The sequence below is a fragment of the Streptomyces sp. NPDC091272 genome (genome assembly GCF_044757485.1).
Classification (GTDB): domain Bacteria; phylum Actinomycetota; class Actinomycetes; order Streptomycetales; family Streptomycetaceae; genus Streptomyces.
Genome location: NZ_JBIVVC010000010.1, coordinates 45,124 through 62,793 on the forward strand (window position 1 = coordinate 45,124; position 17,670 = coordinate 62,793).

Sequence of the window (17,670 nt, forward strand, 5' to 3'; positions counted from 1 at the left end):
AAGGCAACGTCGGTGGGACTGAGAGACTCTGATCCGTGCTGATCAGGGGATACGGCTTCGGGCCGATGATCGAGGGTGAGCGGCTGCTTGAACGCGCCGGGTTCTGGTCCAATCACCTTCTGGCCATGTGCCGGTTCGTCTCGGGTGAGGCCCGGCCGGCCCCCGAGTGGTTCGGTGACGACGGCGCGGACACCGACGCCCTGGCCGAGGTTCTTCTGGACGACCAGGCCTGGCCGACGTTCCGCATCCCGTTCGAAAGCGGCAGCGCTTTCGTCGTGTACCGGAACCTCGTGGGTGACTTCGGGATCGACTACCTGCTGACCCGAGCGGGCCGGCCTCGGGCAGAGGAGCTGGCCAGCTTTGACGGCGACTGGAACGGGCCGGGCTTGTCCTGGCGCGCCATGGTGCACATCGCCGAGACGCCCGACCTGGCCGCCGTCGGCGTGCACGACACCGCGGCACGACTCCTGCTTCTGTTGCCGTTGCTCGCCGACGACGAGTTGCCGCCGGATGCACCGGCACGGGTGAACGCCGCTCTGACTGCCGTCGGAGCACCCGACGACTGTGCTCAGGACACGGCTGACCATCTCCTTGGGAACGGAAGGCCTGGAGCGGGGCGCCGTGGGGGCGGCGCCGATTCTCCGCTGAGCGGTCCGGGCAGGCTCTGCCCGGCGGATCAAGACGGCACAGGCTCCAGGGCATGCACAGCACCCTGACGGAGCACGCCCGGTGTCTCTACGGAGACGAGTACCGACCTACGAAGTGCGACGGCGACCACCACGAGCACTACTTCGTCGAAGAGCTGACCTTCGCCGATGCAGAGTCGATCCTCGCCATGCTGTCAGACCAACCCATGGCACATCCCTGCCCAGTAATGCTCCAGTAACGGCCTCCTCCTAGCGTCACGGAAAAGTCCGCTCCCCCACCCCCGGTGCCCGGGGCGGTGGGGGGCGACCCCGTACCGGCCATGGAGGAGCACTCCCATGTACCTGCCCCGATCCTCGTGGCGCACAACTGCCACGTGGGCGGCGGCCGCCGCAATCACCGCGGCTGTCCTCACCGGGCCTGCCCCTGCCTCCGCGCAGCCCAACAGCGCTGACGTGTCCCGGCCCGGCAGTGCCTCCGGCGACGTCCAGGTCGACCCCGCCGTTCTCGACACCGTCAAGACAGGCAAGGAGTCAACCTTCTTCGTCACGCTGAAGAAGCAGGCGGATCTCTCCGCCGCGCGTGCGAAGCCCACCCACGAGGACAAGGCGAAGTCGGCCTTCGGCTCGCTGCGCAAGGAGGCGGGCCGCAGCCAGGCATCGATCCGGTCCTACCTGGACAGGGCCAAGGTCGGCTACGAGCCGTTCTGGATTGCCAACGCCATCAAGGTGACGGGCGACGAGCAGCTGGTCGCCGAGCTCGCCGCACGCGGCGATGTGGAGAGCATCCGCCAGGAGCGCACCTACCAGCTCGACGAGGTGGAGCAGCAGGCGGTCGCCGGCCCGTCGCTCGACACCGGCGCCGCCCCCGAATGGGGTATCAAGGCCGTCAAGGCCGATCAGGTCTGGTCCCAGTACGACGACCGCGGCGAGAGCATCGTCATCGCGAACATCGACTCGGGCGTGCAGTACGACCACCCGGCTCTCGTGGACAACTACCGGGGCAACCTGGGCGACGGCACGTTCAGCCACGACTACAACTGGTACGACCCGACCGGCGAGTGCGGCCCCTCCGGGAGCCCGTGCGACAACAACGGTCACGGCACGCACACCATGGGCACCATGGTCGGCGCCGACGGTGTCGGTGTCAGTACTCCAGTTCGTCAGCGGGCAGTACGAGGAGGCGCACGCCTCGGCGTGCACCGCGCAGAAGTCCGCCGACGCCATTGCCGGCAGCGGACGGCGCGGGCTGCTGGCCCGGGCGCTGGGGCTCCAGGCCACGTCGCTGGGGCTGGCCGGACGACTGGCCGAGGCACGGCCCGCGGCCGATCTGGCGCTGCCGCACGCGGAGGCGTACGGCGATCAGGAACTGCTCGTCAACATCCTCTCGGTGCTCCGGGAGCACGCCCGCCGCTCGGGCCGTCTCGCCGAGGCGGCCTCGACGGGGCAGCGGGCGCTGCGGCTTGCGGAGCACGCGGGCGACCCGACGGCCGTCGCCTTCGAGCGCGCCAACCTGGCCGAGCTGCACCTGCTGCTCATGGAGTTCGACGCGGCACGGGAACATGCGGAGGCGGCGGTGCGGGACACGGGCGAGCGTGACGAGTGGTGCACCCCGTACACGCTCGCCGCACTGGCCCGGGTGCGCGTCAGAACCGGTGAGCCGGGTAGCTCCCAACTGCTGGCGCGGGCCGCGGAGGTGGCCGCGGCACAAGCGGACCGGCAGGCGATGCACGAGGTACGCACCGCACAGGCCGAGCTGCTGATACGTGAGGGCCGTCCCGAGGAGACATTGCCCCTGCTTGCCGACGGCACGGGCCCGGGCGCCGCCCATCTGAGGGCGTGGGCGGAGCTCCTGTCGGGCCACCCGGACCTGGCGGCACACCGGGCTGCCGCGGAGACGGGCCCGCGCGGAACGCACCGGCGAACGCCTCGCGGAGACGGAGGCCCGCGCGGTGCACGCCGCCGCACTCATGGCCCTGGGGCGGGAACGGGAAGCCGGGGAGGAGTTCGACAGATCCGCAGCCCTCTGCGCCGAACTCCCCTACCCGGCAGGCGCACTCAGGGTCGCGCAGGCCCGCGCTCTGCGCTTCGGCTCATGGCGGCTTCTGCCCGGCGAGCGGCTTCTACCCGGCACAGACACCTTCGGGCCCTGTCCGCAGCCGGAGAACATCGGGCCGGCCGTGGAACCGTAACCGGCGTAACTCACCTCGCTTCCTCCAGGAGCGCGCGGCGCGTTGCAGCGCCGTTACTCCGTGGCGTCCGTGGTGGAGGCGAAATTGAGAGGAGGCGCCCCTGTCGCGTGAGGCTCGGGGCTCACCCTGACGAGAGACAGGAGGCACCATGCTGGAAGCCCTGGTGAGCGGGGCACTGGAGGGACTGGTCGCGAAGGGGCTGCTCACCCGGACTGCCGGAGAACCCGCCCAGCTCATCGCGTCCCCGCCGGACATCGCCGGGGAGGTTCTGCTGCTGCGCCGTATGCAGGAATTCCATCTGGCCCGGGCTGCCATGGGACGATTGTCCGCCGAGTACCACAGCAGCGGCACAGCAGATACGGCGCCTGAACCGCGTCGGCACCTGGAAGCCATGACCCTGCCCCACTGCCATCCCGCCCCCTCCTCCCGGAACGGAATTCTCTCGCCATGACCACCTTCCGCCTCAGCCAGGCCGTCGCCGACGCCTTCCCGGACACCCTCATCGCCATCGTCACCGCCACCGGGTTGCGCGGCCGCGAACCGTGGCCTGCCACCGCCGCAGCCCAGGAAGACCTGGAGCGGCAGCTCGCCGCCGGCGCCTGGGCTCCCGCCGACGAGAGCGACCCGCGGATCGAGGCTTGGCACACCGCCTACCGCTCCTTCGGCACGAACCCCCGCCGCATCCGCCCCAGCGTCGACGCCCTCGGCCGCCGCCTGGCCAAGAAGGGTTCCCTGCCCCGGATCAACCCGGCCGTCGACTCGTACAACGCCGTCTCCGTCCGCCACGGGCTGCCCGCCGGGGCGTTCGACCTCGACCGCGTCACCGGCGATGTCGAGATCCGCCACGCCGACGGCAGCGAGAGCTTCACCCCGCTCGGCGAACCCGACACGATCGAGAAGCCCAAAGCCGGGGAGATCATCTACACCGATACCACCGACGTCCTCACCCGCCACTGGAACCACCGCGACGCCCACCGCACCCGCGTCACCGAAGACTCCACCCACGTCTCCTTCATCCTCGAAACCCTCCACGCCACCCGCGACGGCCACCTTCTCAAGGCCGCTGCCGGCGAACTGCAGGACCTGCTCACCGCGCACTCCGCCGGGAGCACCGTCGGCCACCTCAGCCCCGCAGACCGGCAGGTCACCATCTGAGTGGTCACGTCGTGACCGGGCGGGGGCGGGCGGGGGCGCTGCACTGTTCGGGCTGTTGCAGGAGTTTCGCGAGACAGCGGCCCACCGATCCGCGGAAGCCCTCGTGGAGTTCTACGCAACTTGCCGGAACTCGCCGCCCCGGCCCCCGACTGCCTCGGCATGGGCACGGGGCCGGGCCTGCGCCCCTGGATGCACGTCCCGCCCGAATCGACCGCCTCCCTGGACGTGCTCAGGGCGCCCCGCGTCTTCCGCCCCTCGACCGGAAGGTCCTCGTCACCGGCTTCTCGCAGGGAGCATCCGCCGCCCTCGGACTCGGCAGGGCATTGCAGGCGGGCGAGACCGGTACTTCCGGCTCGGCGCGGCGGCGGGCGGTCTGATTCGGCAACCCGTCAACCGTTCGCTCGGACGGGGAGTTCGGTGATACCGAGGGCGAAGTCGACGTTTCCCACCCCGTGGTTGGCGAGGCCCACCGAGACGACGCCCAGTCCTTCCAGCCAGTGCGCCATTTTCAGGGCGCCGACGTCCAACGGTCGCATTCCGAGGCTCTCGATGAAGGCCTCCACACTTGCCTTGGCCTGCGCACTGTCGCCGGCCAGGAAGACATCGGGCCGGCCTTGCTCCAGGACATGACGGAAGACGGTGTTGAACGCCTTCACCACGCCGGCGCCGGCTGGCGCCACCTTGGCGACCTGCTCCGCGACTGAGGTCTCCTCGCGATGGGCCAGACCGTCGAACGTGGAGTTGAAGGGATTGCTGATGTCGACGATGACCTTGCCCGCGAGAGCGTCTGCGTACTCGACGACGACCGGCACGACGCCGTCGTACAGCAGGGCCACGATGACGATGTCCCCGGCCGGTGCGGTGCCCCACTCTCCCGTCCTGGTGCCACCCCCGAGTGACTTGGCCAGTTCAGTGGCCTTGGAACGATCGCGGCCCATGACCTCGACGGTGTGGCCGCCGGCCATCGCCCGAGCACCGATGGTGCGGGCCATGTCGCCGGTGCCGATGATGCTGATGATGCTCATGAGATGTCCTGCCCTGGTAGTGGGTGGTCGGTTCAGATGGCCGTGGTGCCACCGTCGGCGACCAGTTCCGTGCCGTTGACGTAGCTGGAGTCGTCGGAGGCGAGGAAGAGGGCGGCGGTGGCGATCTCGTCCGGGCGGCCCATCTGGCCGCGGGGGATGAGGGACTCGAACTGGCGCTTGGTGGCCTCGTCGAAGAGTTCTACCTGCTTGGCCGTGGCGACCTGGCCGGGGGTCAGGACGTTGACGCGGATGCGGCGGTCCTTGAGTTCGTTGAGCCAGATTCGGGCCCACGCCTGCTGGACGGCCTTGCTGCCGGCGTAGACGCTCCACCCGGGGAAGGCGCCGAGCGAGGCGTTGGAGCCGGTCATGAGGATGGAGCCGCCGTCGTTGAGGAGCGGGAGGGCCTTCTGAACGGTGAACAGAGTGCCGCGGGCGTTGAGCCCGAACCAGGTGTCGAACTGGGCCTCGGTGATCTCGCCGAGGGGGGCGGGCTCACCTCCGCCGGCGCTGGCCCACAGCACGTCGAGGCTCCCCTTCTCCCGCTTGACGGTGTCGTACAGGCGGTCCAGGTCATCCAGGTTGGCCGCGTCGCCCCGGACCCCGGTGACGTTGCGGCCGATCTGCCGCACGGCCTCGTCCAGGGCGTCCTGGCGGCGGCCGGTGACGAAGACGTACGCCCCCTCGTCGACGAAGAGCTTCGCGCCGGCCAGCGCCATGCCGGTGGTGCCGCCGGTGATCACCGCGACCTTGCCGTCGAGCTTTCCCATGGTCGTTCCCTTGCTCGGTGGTGCCGTATGTCTCTGCCGGGACAGCTAAGTACACCGCCCTGTGTGCTTACGGTAGCGAGCAAGCACGCGAGGAGCAAGCTATGTACACCGGTCGGTACCAAACTGCGGTAGATTGGAGCCATGAAAGAGCTGGAGAAAGGCCCCACGGGCCGTCGCCGCGGCCGGGGCGCCCGCGAGCGCATCATCAGTGCGTCCCAGCAGCTGTTCCGCGAGCAAGGCATCGGTCGCACCGGCATGGACCAGCTGTGCGCGGCGGCCCAGGTGTCCAAGCGCACCGCCTACCAGCACTTCACCGGCAAGGACGAGCTCGTCGCCGAGTACCTGCGCCGGTTCGACCCCTCCGTGCTCTCCGGCGTGTTCGACCGCACCGACCTCACGCCTCGTGAACGGCTCCTCGCCGCCTTCGACATCTCCCCCGGCACCCCTCTGTGCCCTTACATCGCCACAGCCGTCGAACTTCACGACCCGCAGCACCCGGCATCCCGGTACGCGCGTGACTACAAGAAGGCCGTCGCCGCGCGGCTCGCTGACACCGCCCGCGAAGCCGGCGCCGCCGACCCCGAACAGCTCGGCGAGCAGCTCGCGCTGCTCATCGACGGCGCCGCGGCACGCACCCGGGTCGTCGACGCCGACGCCTTCCCCACCGCCGCCGCCATCGCCGCCGTCCTCATCGACACCGCCATCCCCGCCGCGGCCGGCGATGACCGGCGGCGGGAGGACGTGTCGGGTTAGCGCGGCGCTCCACGGCCGGCGAGTCCGCGCGGTAGGGCCTCGGACCGGGACAGCGACCATGCGCTGACCACCTCACGGACCTGGCTGATGGTTTACCGCCGCGGTTCGGAGCCGCGGCCCGGTGGGCGGAGCCCCGCGGGCTCTCTCGGCTGCGCAGGTTCCGCCCCGAGCCGCGTCGTGACGGGGAGGGGCCCCGCCCGTAGTGATGGGGCGGGGCCCCGCGGGCTCCCTCGACCGCACAGGTTCTGCCCCAGGCGGGCGTCCGCGCCGCAGGTGCGGCGGCCGCCCGCGGAAACCCTTCCGACCTGCCGGGGCCGGTCAGGCCTCGGCAGTCATGTGGCTTTCCGCCCATTCGGCGAAGGTGGTGAGGGGGATACCGAAAGCCTGCGCGTACTGCGGGCGGGCCGGCTGACCCATCACATTGATCAGGTCCTGCCCCGCGCCCATCGCCGGCATCCCGGCGGCGAACGCCTCCTCCTGGGTCATGTCGGGCGCGGTCAGTTCCTTGCCCAGGACGCGGGAGAGAGTCTCCGCGATGTCCGTCATCGTCAGACAGTCGCTCGCCAGCTCCAGCTCGACCTCGTGGAACCGTTCCGGGTCGCCGAAAGCCGCGCTCGCGGCCCTGCCGATGTCGTCGACGGCGACGAGCGACAACAGGGTGTGCGGCTTCAGGACGCTCACCAGTCCGCCCTCCACCCCGCGAGGGAACAGATAGGCCGCGGACGGAAGGAAGTTGCTCATGAAGAATCCCGGCTTGATGAGCGTCCAGTGCCTGAAGCCGGCCTCGCGGACCCGGTCCTGGATTCCGGTCTTGGTCGCGTAATAGGGCTCCATCGCGGCCCAGCGTCCCTCAGCCCAGCCGGGGGCCCGGGTGTGCCGCCCCGCGCCCGAGACGGACGTGTGCACGAACTGCTGGACGCCCGCGGCCAGGGAACCCTCGATCAGGTTGGCGGCCTGGGCCATCTCACCTTCGAAGGGGCGATCGTTCATCTCGGGCATCTGTACCGAGAAGACGGCCCGCGCCCCCTCTGCCGCCCGCGTCACCGAGCCGCGGTCGTGCAGGTCCCCGGTGACCAGTTGCACGCCGAGCGCCTCGACCGCCCTTGCGCGGTCGGTCCCGGGGTCGCGGACCAGCGCCCGGACAGGGATGCCCGCCGCGAGCAGGGCGCGAGCGGTGGCGCCACCCTGTTGGCCGGTGGCGCCGGAGACCAGTACCGGTGCGGACTCTGTCGTCATGGGTGCTCCTCGGTAGTGTCGTCCACTTAAACGGCGGGGCCCGCCACTTAGCTTCCGCTACGATACGGAGGGCCCCGCCACTTAGCAATCCGGAGGTTTACGCCATGGCCGCCCGACGTGCGGACGCCCGGCGCAACTACGCGCGAATCCTCGCCGCGGCCGTGGAAGAGGTCGCCCTGCACGGGGCTGACGCCTCTCTTGAGCAGATCGCCCGCACCGCAGAGGTCGGTTCGGCCACCGTGCGGCGCCACTTCCCGAGCCGACCGGCACTCCTTGAGGCGGTCTTCCACGAGCGGATCGAAACGCTCGACGTCCGCGCACGCGAGCTCCTGGACACCTCCGACGCACGAGCGGCCCTGCTGGAGTGGCTGACCGACCTCACGGTGTACGCCGCATCCGCCCGCGGCCTCGCCGCCGCACTCACCGGCGGCGCTGCGGACGTTCACCACGCGGCACACGACAACGCCTGCACGAAGAGGCTCGCGCAGGCCGGCGGCCCCCTGCTGGCCCGCGCCGCGGAGGAGAACGCCGTGGCACCGGGCGTCAGCATCGGCGACCTGCTCACCCTGGTGGCGGGCATCGCCCTGGCCACCGAACACCACCCGGGCCCCGTCGGCGAGGCGCAGCGGCTCCTGGGTCTGGCCGTCCAAGGGCTCAGCCCCCGTGGACCCGGCACCGCGCGGGGTGCGGGGAACCACGACGGCGCCAGGGCCTGGGAACAGGCGGAGTGAGAGGGCGTGCAGTGATGCGTATCGGCGAGCTCGCCAAGGCTGAACACACGGGAGAACCGGGGGCCTGTTACCGACGACGACACCCTGGCTGACGTTCGCTCCTGCGGCTTTGCCATCACCCCGCCCGGAGGTCACCCGAGCGAACTGATGCCCGAAGGCTTCCGGCCGAAGTGGGACCTCCCGCCGGTGATGCCCCTGATGCCGTTCTCCACCACCCCCGAGGAAGCGGCCGCCTTCGTCCCCCAACTCCTTGCCCGAGGATCCGACTTCATCAAGTTCATGATCGACGACGGCAGCGTGGAGGGGCACCCCGGACTGCCCTCGCTCGACCAGGCCACCGTGAACGCCGGCGTGGCCGAGGCCAAGGGGTACGGGGCCCTCACCGTGGCCCACGCGCTGACCGTGGAGGCCACCAGGATGGCCGCCGAAGCCGGCATCGACGGCGTCACCCACGTGTTCATGGACCAGCCACACACCACCGAGATCATCAGCCTCATCAAGGACGCAGGCATGTTCGTCATTCCCTGCATCAGCCTCAACGCCTCGATGATGGGAATCACCGGCAGCGAACTCGCCGACGACCCCCGGGTCGCAGCCCGCCTCGACAGCGGGTGGGACCAGACCCTGCGCTCCAGCTACAACCGCTACCCGCAGGGCAAGCTCAATGACGTGTACGACACCGTGCGCGCTCTGGACGCCGCCGGCATCGACGTGCTGGCCGGCACCGACGTCTCCATGCCCGAGACGTTCTTCGGTGGCCTGGCACACGGAGCGAGCCTGCACCACGAACTGCAATACCTCGTGGCAGCCGGCCTCACACCCTCGCGGGCCCTGCGCGCGGCCACGGCTACCACAGCCCGCCGCTTCCGCCTCAGTGACCGGGGCCGCATCGCCGAGGGACTCCGCGCCGACCTCCTGCTGGTCGACGGCACCCGTGCCATCTGGCGCCGGGGCACCCGCCTGGCGGCCTGACCCCGCCGCCCGTCAAACGGCGCCGTGGGCCGTCGACCAACAGGTCGGCGGCCTCACGCATGCGAGCCTCCAACCGCGCGGTGACGCCTCACCTCCTGACCTCCTGCTGAGCCGCAGCCCGCCCCGGGCACCCCGACACACCGGCCGGGCCGCGGCCCGGCTCCCGCACCCCGTGAGCGCCGCTCCCTCACGCTCCCGTTCGCCCGGACGTCGCCGCTGACGCGGGCCGGGTGCTCTCCCGCACCATCAGCTCGAAGTCCGCGAAGTGCAGTACGGGCGAGGGGCCTTGTCCGTCTGCGTCGATGCCGCGCAGGAGCGCGTCGAGGGCCAACTCGGCGATGCCCTTCTTGTCGGGTGCGATCGTGGTCAGGGACGGCACGCTGAAGCGGGCCTCCTCCACGTCGTCGAAGCCGACCACGGCGAGATCGTCGGGGATCTTCAGGCCGTGCTCGTGGGCGGCGCGGAGCGCGCCCGCGGCGAGCTGGTCGTTGAAGCAGAAGAGCGCGTCCGGCGGGGCGTCGAGGGCGAGAAGCGTACGCACGGCGGCCGCGCCTGCGGGGCGGCTGAAGGCCGGGGTGTCCGGCACCAGGCGCGGATCGTGCGGGACTCCCGCGTCGTGCAGGGCGGTCAGGTAGCCGTACATGCGCTGGTCCGTCGTGGCGTAGACGGGCCCGGCCGGCCGGCCCACGGCCGCGATGCGCCGCCTGCCGAGGGACAGCAGGTGCTCGGTGGCCCTGCGGGCGGCTGCCGCGTTGTCGATCAGGACGTGGTCGACGGGGAGTTCGTACGACTGCTCACCGAGCAGCACGAGCGGTATGTGCCGCTCGCGGGCGGCGAGGGCCGCCTGGTCGAGGCCGAGGGGGCTCAGCAGTACGCCGTCGATGAGGGGGTCGCTCAGTCCGCAGGCGATGCGCAGCTCCTCCGCCGGGTCCCCCCGGGTGTCTTCGATGAGTACGGTGCGACCGCGCTTCTTTGCCGCAGTGATGACCTGCGCGGCGAGCTCGGCGAAGTAGGGCGCAGTGAGGTCGGGGACGGCGAAGGCGATGATGCCGCTGCGGCCGGTGCGCAAGTGCCGCGCGGAAGTGTTCGGTTGGTAGCCGAGTTCGGCGACGGCCCGGAGCACTCGTTCGCGGGTGTGGTCGCCGACCCGCCCCTGGCCGCGCACCACGTTCGAGGCGGTCTTGATGGATACTCCGGCGCGCTCCGCGACGTCCTTCAGCCGTGTGCCGACCATGGCGTTCCCCCTTCGTGCCCGACAGGAGCAGCGTACGGCACGGTCCCACGTTGAAGCATCCGGTGCGGGATCTCCTGTGCGGCGAAATGCGCAGGGCCGAACAACCAATTGCTTCCGGGGTGTTGACGGCAGGTTTCCGCGATGGGTACAACGTTGAACCACAACGCACCGGAGACATCAGCACCCGTGAGTTCACGACAGTCACGCCGGGTCTCGTTGTGCGGATTCATCGTGCTCTGTCTGCTTGTGGAGGACCCATGCCCATGCGGGATCGCGCAACGCCGTCGTCCAGAGTCGGCCCTTCGGCGGCCGGCCTCCCCGGCGGCCCCTCGCGCCGTCGTGTGCTGCGGGGCTCGCTCGCGGCCGGCGCGGGCGCCGCCACCACTCTGACCGTGGGAGGGTGCGGCAGTACGATCGCGCAGGGTTTCACCGGCGCCGCGCCCGCACCGTCGCGGCTCAACTTCTGGAATCCGTTCACCGGCGGCGACGGCGAGCGGATGCTCGCCATGCAGGACGCCTACCGGGCCTCGCACCGCTCGACCGACCTGAAGTCGGCCACGTTCCTGTGGGGCAACCCGTACTACACGAAGCTGACCCTCGCCACGCTCGGCGGCCGGCCCCCGCAAGTCGCCGTCGTACACCTGTCGAAGGTGCCCACACTCGCCGAGGCCGGTCTGCTCACCGAACTGCACGGCTCTGATCTGGCACGGCACGGGCTGACGGAGGACAGGTTCGACAAGCGGCCCTGGCAGCGGGCCCGGGCCGACGGCGCCCTGCACGCCGTACCGCTCGACACGCATCCGTTCGCCCTCTACTTCCGCACCGACATCGCCGCGAAGGCCGGACTGCTGGACGCGCGGGGCGAGTTGGTGGACCTGGACGGACCGGACGCGTTCATCGACGCGTTGCGCGCGGCGAAGGAGGTGACCGGTGCCTGGGGCGGATCCATCGCCTCGGTGAAGGACGCCTCGACCCAGTTCCGGCTCTTCTGGTCGCTGTACCGGCAGCTCGGCGGCGCCGACCTGGTCGCCGACCAGGGCAGGCGGGTGGTCATCGACACGGCCGCCGCGAGCGAGGCACTCGCCTACATGCGCCGCCTCACACAGGAGAAGGTGGTGCCCGCGAACGCCGACGGGCAGGGCGGCGCCATCACGCTGCTGACCACCGGCAAGGCCGGATTCCTGATGGACGGAGTCTGGCAGGTCCTCGCCGTCAAGTCGGCGCACGTGAAGTTCGACATGCGGCCCCTGCCACGCGTCTTCAAGGACGCCCCTTACGCCTGCGCCGCCGACTCGCACGCCCTGGTACTGCCGAAGGCGCCCTCCGCCGACGCCAGGCGCCTCGACCGCTCCCTCGGGTTCATCGCCTCGATGCTGCACTCCAGCATGCTGTGGGTGGAGGGCGGCCACGTGCCCGCGTGGCTGGAGACCCAGCAGTCCCGCGCGTACGAGGAGTTGTCTCCTCAGTCGCACTACGCCGCTGCCGCCGACGGCGCGGTCTACGACCCGGCCGCCTGGTACGGCGGTGCGGGCAGCATCCTGCAGACCGTCGTCGGCGACGCGGTGACCTCCGTGTTCAACGGTGCAACCAGTCCCACGGCGGGCGCCGCGCGGATACGCCGGGAACTACGCGAACTGGCGGCGCGCCCCGCACCCGTCTGACACGGACGGGCGCCCACCCGCGCTCGTCTGACACGGACCGGGCGCCCACCCGCGCTCGTCCGGCACGGACCAGGCGCCCACCCGCGCTCGTCCGGCACGGACCAGGCGCCCACCCGCGCTCGTCCGGGACGGACCGCTCGCCCGCCCGGGCCTGGTGGTGCATGGACGAGCACCGGCCCGCCCGCCCGGTAGTGACCGCGGGCCGCCACCTGCCGCTCGCCGGAGCCTGTCCCGGCCCCCGCCGGCCCGGTTTCGCCCCCGTACTCCCGCCCTTGGATTCCGTACGCCTTGACCGAAAGGCCGACCCGTGGCCACCACGACCGCCCCCTCCCCGACCTCGACGTCGTCCCGGCGTGAACGCCGTGCCGGCCCGGGGATGCTGCTGCCCTTCGCCCTCTTCTACCTGGTGTTCCTCGTGGGGCCGCTGCTCTACACCGTGGTCGCCGGGTTCTTCGACACGAGCCTGCTCAGGAGCGGCCTCGGCGACTTCGTGGGGCTCTCGAACTACTCGGCGGTGCTCGGTGACGCGGAGTTCTGGCGCACCCTGCGCAACACCCTGTGGTTCACCGTCCTGACGACGGTCCCGCTGGTGCTCCTGAGCCTGGTGCTGGCGCTGCTCGCCGACCGGTTCGTACGGGGCCGCTGGTTCTTCAGGTTCGCGTTCTTCGCTCCGTTCGTGCTGCCGTCCGCGGTCGTCTCGCTGCTCTTCATGTTCCTGTACGCGGACCAGGTCGGTCTGGCTCAGGAGGTGGTGACGTCGCTCGGAGCGGACACGCCGCCGTCCTGGCTCGGTGACCCCGACTGGGCGATGATCTCCATCGCGGCCGCCACGGTGTGGTGGACCATCGGCTTCAACTTCGTGCTGTACCTGGCCGCGCTCCAGGAAGTACCGCGCGAGGTCCACGAGGCGTCCGCCATCGACGGCGCCGGACCCTGGCAGCGCATCCGGCACATCGTCGTGCCGATGCTGGGCCGCACGACCACGCTGGTGACCGTGTTGCAGATCATCGCGTCGCTGAAGGTCTTCGACCAGATCTACATGATGACGGCCGGCGGCCCCGACGGCAGCACCCGCCCCTCGCTCCAGCTCATCTACGACTCGGGGTTCGTCGAGGGCCGCATCGGCTACGCCTCGACCGTGTCGTTGCTGCTGTTTCTGGTGATCCTGCTCGTCTCCCTCGTCTGGTTCGCCCTCGTACGCCGCGCCGAGAAGGAGAAGTGACCATGTCCGCGATCACCAGGGGCCCCGGTACGGGCCGCAGGGACACCGCCGCCGACGACCCCGGCACCGGCCGCCGCGACGCTCCCGCCGGGAAGCACCGGGGCCGGGACTCCGAGCAATTGTTCAACCGGGTGGCGCTCGGCGTGCTCATCGCCCTCGCGGTGCTGTGGCTGCTGCCGCTGGCCTGGGCGCTCGCCACCTCGATACGTCCGGCGCAGGAGGTCGTCACGAACCCGACCGGATGGTTCTCGGCGCACCCGACCCTGGCCGCGTACGGCGAGATCTTCGATGCGGGAAAGCTGCCGTACTGGTACGCCAACAGCTTCATCACCACCGTCCTCACCACGGTACTCACGGTGGTGATGGCGTCCCTGGCGGCGTTCGCCCTCGCCCACACCCGCTTCAGGATGCGCCGTGCCGCGTTCGCCCTGCTGCTCGCCGGAATCATGATCCCGGGACAGGTGCTGATGATCCCGCAGTTCCTCGCACTCCAGTCGGCGGGGATGCTGAACACCTACTGGGGCGTCATTCTCCCCCAAGTCCCCAACGTGGTAGCCGTGTTCGTCTTCAAGCAGTTCTTCGACGGGATTCCCCGCGAACTGATCGAAGCGGCGCGCGCGGACGGCGCGGGCTGGCTGCGCATCTACGGGCAGATCGTGATGCCCATCTCCCGTCCCGCAGTCTCCGCCGTCACGATCTTCGTGTTCGTCGGCGTCTGGAACAACTTCCTGTGGCCGCTGCTCGTGGTGACCGACCCCGAGATGATGACGCTGCCCGTCGGACTCACCTCCGTCCAGGACGTGTTCGGCGTCCCCTACGCCCAGCTCATGGCGTCCGCCGTGCTCGGCGCGATCCCGCTCCTCGCCGTCTTCGCGCTGTTCCAGCGCCGCATCGTCGAGGGCATCGCCGGAACCGGACTCAAGTAACCCCCTGCCCCTCTGACCTGGCCGCTTCTCTCGCCGAGAAGCGACCCCCCTCGCCACCGCACCACAACGAAAGGCACCACACCATGCCGCACATCGCACGGTTCGTCATCGACCCCGAGTTCAGCGTCGGCGACGTCGACCCGCGCCTGTACGGAACGTTCGTCGAGCACATGGGACGCTGCGTCTACACCGGCATCCACGACCCCGGGCACCCGACCGCCGACGCGGCCGGCTTCCGCGGTGACGTCGCGGACCTGGTACGCGAACTCGGCACCGGAATGGTGCGCTACCCCGGTGGCAACTTCGTCTCCGGCTACCACTGGGAAGACGGCGTGGGACCGCTCGCCGACCGGCCCCGCCGGCTCGACCTGGCCTGGCGCTCCATCGAGTCCAACCAGGTCGGTACCAACGAATTCCTCACCTGGGCAAAGGAGTTGGGGCTCGACACGATGATGGCCGTGAACCTGGGCACCCGCGGCATCGACGCGGCCCGCGCCCTGGTCGAGTACTGCAACCACCCCGGCGGCACCGCCTGGTCCGACCTGCGGATCAAGCACGGGGTGCGGGAGCCGCACGACGTGAAACTGTGGTGCCTGGGCAACGAGATGGACGGTCCCTGGCAGACCGGCCACAAGACGGCCACCGAGTACGGACGTCTCGCAGCCGAGGCCGGAAAGGCCATGCGTCAGGTCGACCCGTCCATCGAACTCGTCGCCTGTGGCAGCTCCTTCGAGAAGATGCCGACCTTCGGCACCTGGGAGCGCGAGGTGCTGGAGCAGACCTACGACGAGATCGACTACCTGTCCCTGCACGCCTATTACGAGGAGTTGGAGGGCGACCGCACCAGCTTCCTCGCCTCCGGCGCCGGCATGGACCGCTACATCCGCTCCGTCGTGTCCACCGCCGACCACGTGCGCGCCGTACGCCGCTCCAAGAAGCAGATCAAGCTGTCCTTCGACGAGTGGAACGTCTGGTACGCCGCCCGCTTCGTCGGCGAGCGCAACCTGGAGACCGCCGAGACGCCCCGCCTCATCGAGGACACCTACAGCGTCACCGACGCGGTCGTCGTCGGGTCCTTGCTCATCACCCTGCTGCGCAACGCGGACCGGGTGGCCATGGCCTGTCTCGCCCAGCTCGTCAACGTGATCGCCCCCATCCGCACCGAGCCCGGCGGTGCCAGCTGGCGCCAGACCACCTTCCACCCCTTCGCGCAGGCGGCCCGGTTCGCCCGCGGCCGGGTACTGCACAGCGTCGTCACCGGCCCGCGGATCGACACCGCGCAGTACGGCGACGTGTCCGCGCTGGACACGGTGGTGACGTACGACGAGGAAGCCGACACGTACACCGTCCTGGCCGTCAACCGCGGCCTGCACGAGCCGCTGCTCCTGCAGGCGGCGCTGCGCGGTGCCGCCGCCGGACACCGCGTCGAGGAACACCTGGTCCTCTGCGATCCGGACCCGGACGCGGTGAACACCGAGGCCCACCCCGAGCGCGTCGTCCCGCGCCGCGCGACCGGTGCCCAGATCACCGCCGAGGGCAATCTCCAGGCGGAACTGCCACCGGTTTCCTGGAACGTCATCCGCCTGGTGCCGAACACACCCTGCCCCGATTGAGGAGAGTTCCATGCCGACTGCACGTCGTCTCCACGCGCCACGGGCCTTGCGACCCGTGTTTCTGATCCCCTTCCTGCTCGCCCTGACCGCCGCCCTGTCCCTCACCCAGCTGCCGCCCGCTGCCCAGGCCGCGTCCGGTCGACTGCTCCAGAACAGCACCGGCCTGTACCCGCGGGCGGTCAAGCTCGCCCACAGCGGCTCCGCCAACGGCCGCATCCTCGCCTCCGTGGTCGCCTTCGAGGGGAACAACGGCATCGGCGCCCTCCACGAGAGCACCGACGACGGCGCGTCCTTCCGCCAGGTCGGCACTGTCCGCGACCCCGCTTCCGCGGACGGCAGGGGCCTGTGCTGCGCGACCCTCTACGAACTGCCCCGCAGCATCGGCAACCTGCCCGCCGGCACCCTCCTCTGGGCCAACTCGGCGGGGCAGGACACCCCCGGACGGCGCATGTCGATGCGCGTCTTCAAGAGCAACGACATCGGCCGCACCTGGAGCTATCTCTCCACCATCGCCACGGCCCCCGACGAGAAGGGCCTGTGGGAGCCCGAGTTCTCCGTCGACGCCTCGGGAGCGCTGGTGGCGTACTACTCCGACGAGACCGACGCCGGACACAGCCAGAAGCTGGTCGCCGCCCGCACCACCGACGGTCTGACCTGGACCGGCCACCACGACACCGTCGCCAGCACCCTCGCCTCCGACCGCCCCGGCATGCCCGTGGTGCGCAAGCTTCCCAACGGCACGTACTTCATGTCGTACGAGATCTGCGCAGCCGCCGGGCAGTACGTCTGCGTGACGCACTACCGCACCTCGAACGACGGCTTGAACTGGGGCGACCCCACCCACCTCGGCTTCCGGCCCGAGACCGCCGACGGCAAGTACTTCCGCCACGCGCCGAACCTGGCGTGGGCACCGCAGGCGGGCAACCCGCTCGGCAGGCTCGTCCTGATCGGACAGGTCATGTACAACAAGGACGGTTCGAAGGCAGCCGGCAGCGGACGGACCGTCTGGGTCAACAGCAAGGGCGGGAACGGTACCTGGACGGAGGTCCCCGCGCCGGTACGGGTCGACTCCACGACCGTCGACCACTGCCCCAACTACAGCTCCAGCCTGCTGCCCCTGGGCGACGGCTCCCGCCTGCTCCAGGTCGCGACGGACTGGGACGGCACGGTGTGCAAGCCGTACTACGCAACCGCCTCGCTCCCGGCAGCCTGAGTTCCTGCCGTCCGCGGCGCGCGGGAATCCCGTCCTGGCTGTACGCCGGGGCCGCGCCGGCCGGGCACGCTCGCCGCACCTGGCCGGACCTGTGGTGTCCCCGTCCGCCACGACGGGCCGAGTTCCCGGACGTCGTCCGGGAACTCGGCCGACGGCGTTCGCCACGCGAAGTTCCGCAAGGCGATGCGCACTCCGGTCCGCTGACAGGAGGCACGCCGGGTGGAGTTGTACGGGCCCGGTGGGGTGTGGGCCATCCTTGGCGGCGATGGCCCGGCCGGTGGACTCCTCGACGACGGGGCCAGGGCGGTGGCGGTGGCGGTGGCGCC

At 70.5% G+C, this 17,670-nt stretch carries 15 protein-coding genes and 2 pseudogenes; 13 read left to right on the forward strand and 4 right to left on the reverse strand.

Annotated elements, in window-relative coordinates:
• Positions 1 to 35: 35 nt before the first annotated feature.
• The 5 genes and pseudogenes from ACIQM4_RS25295 (at position 36) to ACIQM4_RS25315 (ending at position 3,991) form a co-directional block, all read left to right on the forward strand.
• Entirely contained in the window at positions 36 to 716 is a 681-nt protein-coding gene (locus tag ACIQM4_RS25295; RefSeq protein ID WP_401595772.1) for a hypothetical protein, read from the forward strand.
• Between the two features lie 267 nt (positions 717 to 983).
• Positions 984 to 1,781, forward strand: a pseudogene (locus ACIQM4_RS25300) (S8 family serine peptidase); the annotation flags it as partial.
• Positions 1,782 to 1,788: 7 nt separating this feature from the next.
• Positions 1,789 to 3,003 carry a hypothetical protein gene (locus tag ACIQM4_RS25305; RefSeq protein ID WP_401596255.1) on the forward strand — a complete coding sequence of 405 codons (1,215 nt, stop codon included), beginning with the start codon at positions 1,789 to 1,791 and terminating at the stop codon, positions 3,001 to 3,003.
• Complete coding sequence (locus ACIQM4_RS25310) at positions 2,985 to 3,287, forward strand: hypothetical protein (RefSeq protein ID WP_401595775.1); 303 nt, start codon at positions 2,985 to 2,987, stop codon at positions 3,285 to 3,287. The genes ACIQM4_RS25305 and ACIQM4_RS25310 overlap by 19 nt, the downstream gene beginning before the upstream one ends.
• Positions 3,284 to 3,991: a B3/4 domain-containing protein gene (locus tag ACIQM4_RS25315; RefSeq protein WP_401595778.1), complete on the forward strand. Its 708-nt coding sequence runs from the start codon at positions 3,284 to 3,286 to the stop codon at positions 3,989 to 3,991. Before ACIQM4_RS25310 ends, ACIQM4_RS25315 begins: the two co-directional genes overlap by 4 nt.
• Before the next feature lie 389 nt (positions 3,992 to 4,380).
• Here the strand turns inward: ACIQM4_RS25315 and ACIQM4_RS25320 are convergent, their stop codons facing one another.
• Positions 4,381 to 5,016 (reverse strand): NADPH-dependent F420 reductase, encoded by a 636-nt coding sequence (locus ACIQM4_RS25320; RefSeq protein WP_401595781.1) that lies wholly within the window; start codon positions 5,014 to 5,016, stop codon positions 4,381 to 4,383.
• 32 nt (positions 5,017 to 5,048) lie between these two features.
• Entirely contained in the window at positions 5,049 to 5,783 is a 735-nt protein-coding gene (locus ACIQM4_RS25325) for an SDR family NAD(P)-dependent oxidoreductase (RefSeq protein WP_401595784.1), read from the reverse strand.
• A 141-nt stretch (positions 5,784 to 5,924) separates the two neighbouring features.
• On the opposite strand from ACIQM4_RS25325, the gene ACIQM4_RS25330 reads away from it, so the two are divergent.
• A complete protein-coding gene (locus ACIQM4_RS25330) occupies positions 5,925 to 6,536 on the forward strand; it encodes a TetR/AcrR family transcriptional regulator (RefSeq protein ID WP_401595787.1) in 612 nt (203 codons plus the stop codon).
• A gap of 318 nt (positions 6,537 to 6,854) precedes the next feature.
• On the opposite strand, the gene ACIQM4_RS25335 is transcribed toward ACIQM4_RS25330, so the two are convergent.
• Complete coding sequence (locus ACIQM4_RS25335; protein WP_401595790.1) at positions 6,855 to 7,772, reverse strand: NmrA family NAD(P)-binding protein; 918 nt, start codon at positions 7,770 to 7,772, stop codon at positions 6,855 to 6,857.
• Positions 7,773 to 7,876: 104 nt separating this feature from the next.
• Between ACIQM4_RS25335 and ACIQM4_RS25340 the strand changes: the two genes are divergently transcribed.
• Both ACIQM4_RS25340 and ACIQM4_RS25345 read left to right on the forward strand, forming a co-directional pair.
• The gene (locus ACIQM4_RS25340; RefSeq protein ID WP_401595793.1) at positions 7,877 to 8,503 is read left to right on the forward strand and encodes a TetR/AcrR family transcriptional regulator; all 627 of its coding nucleotides are present in this window, start codon (positions 7,877 to 7,879) and stop codon (positions 8,501 to 8,503) included.
• Between the two features lie 39 nt (positions 8,504 to 8,542).
• Positions 8,543 to 9,475, forward strand: a pseudogene (locus tag ACIQM4_RS25345) (amidohydrolase family protein); the annotation flags it as partial.
• Positions 9,476 to 9,662: 187 nt separating this feature from the next.
• On the opposite strand, the gene ACIQM4_RS25350 reads toward ACIQM4_RS25345, so the two are convergent.
• Complete coding sequence (locus ACIQM4_RS25350) at positions 9,663 to 10,709, reverse strand: LacI family DNA-binding transcriptional regulator (protein WP_401595795.1); 1,047 nt, start codon at positions 10,707 to 10,709, stop codon at positions 9,663 to 9,665.
• Between the two features lie 263 nt (positions 10,710 to 10,972).
• On the opposite strand from ACIQM4_RS25350, the gene ACIQM4_RS25355 reads away from it, so the two are divergent.
• From ACIQM4_RS25355 to ACIQM4_RS25375, 5 genes are all read left to right on the forward strand, one after another.
• The gene (locus ACIQM4_RS25355; protein ID WP_401595798.1) at positions 10,973 to 12,370 is read left to right on the forward strand and encodes an extracellular solute-binding protein; all 1,398 of its coding nucleotides are present in this window, start codon (positions 10,973 to 10,975) and stop codon (positions 12,368 to 12,370) included.
• Positions 12,371 to 12,677: 307 nt separating this feature from the next.
• Complete coding sequence (locus tag ACIQM4_RS25360; protein ID WP_401595800.1) at positions 12,678 to 13,592, forward strand: carbohydrate ABC transporter permease; 915 nt, start codon at positions 12,678 to 12,680, stop codon at positions 13,590 to 13,592.
• Positions 13,593 to 13,594: 2 nt separating this feature from the next.
• Positions 13,595 to 14,518, forward strand: a complete 924-nt coding sequence (locus ACIQM4_RS25365) for a carbohydrate ABC transporter permease (RefSeq protein ID WP_401595803.1) — start codon at positions 13,595 to 13,597, stop codon at positions 14,516 to 14,518.
• Between the two features lie 83 nt (positions 14,519 to 14,601).
• A complete protein-coding gene (locus ACIQM4_RS25370; protein WP_401595806.1) occupies positions 14,602 to 16,131 on the forward strand; it encodes an alpha-N-arabinofuranosidase in 1,530 nt (509 codons plus the stop codon).
• A 10-nt stretch (positions 16,132 to 16,141) separates the two neighbouring features.
• The gene (locus ACIQM4_RS25375; RefSeq protein ID WP_401595808.1) at positions 16,142 to 17,344 is read left to right on the forward strand and encodes a sialidase family protein; all 1,203 of its coding nucleotides are present in this window, start codon (positions 16,142 to 16,144) and stop codon (positions 17,342 to 17,344) included.
• The last annotated feature ends 326 nt before the right edge of the window (positions 17,345 to 17,670 follow it).